General features: G+C 45.3%; 1 protein-coding gene. It reads right to left on the reverse strand.

Features of this window, described 5'->3' with window-relative positions; all coding sequences use genetic code 11:
- Positions 1-278: IS66 family transposase zinc-finger binding domain-containing protein (locus AAEY55_RS18800; RefSeq protein WP_350552657.1), on the reverse strand; the 278-nt coding region annotated here is incomplete at both ends.

The raw sequence follows: 278 nt of genomic DNA on the forward strand, positions 1-278 counted from the left end.
AATTGTTCATGCTCGCAATGTCTGCAAGCATATTTAAATTGTTTGTGCTTAATGACACTGACTTTCGCCGGAATAATTTTAACTTGTTCGCTGTCTTCACTACCACATTGATGTAGTTGCTCACCGCAACACTGACACGTTAACTCGGTTAAGGTGTGCTCAACCACCTCTCGTTCAAAGTGCTCAGCCAGCGTTTGTTTGCCTTTCTTATGGTGTTTAGGCGGCTCAGTCGTTTTATGCTGCTCCGCTTCATTGAAGGTGCCCCGTGGGGCTTTTTC

The sequence above is a fragment of the Pseudoalteromonas sp. 120-MNA-CIBAN-0494 genome (genome assembly GCF_040308885.1).
Taxonomy (GTDB): Bacteria; Pseudomonadota; Gammaproteobacteria; order Enterobacterales; family Alteromonadaceae; genus Pseudoalteromonas; species Pseudoalteromonas nigrifaciens.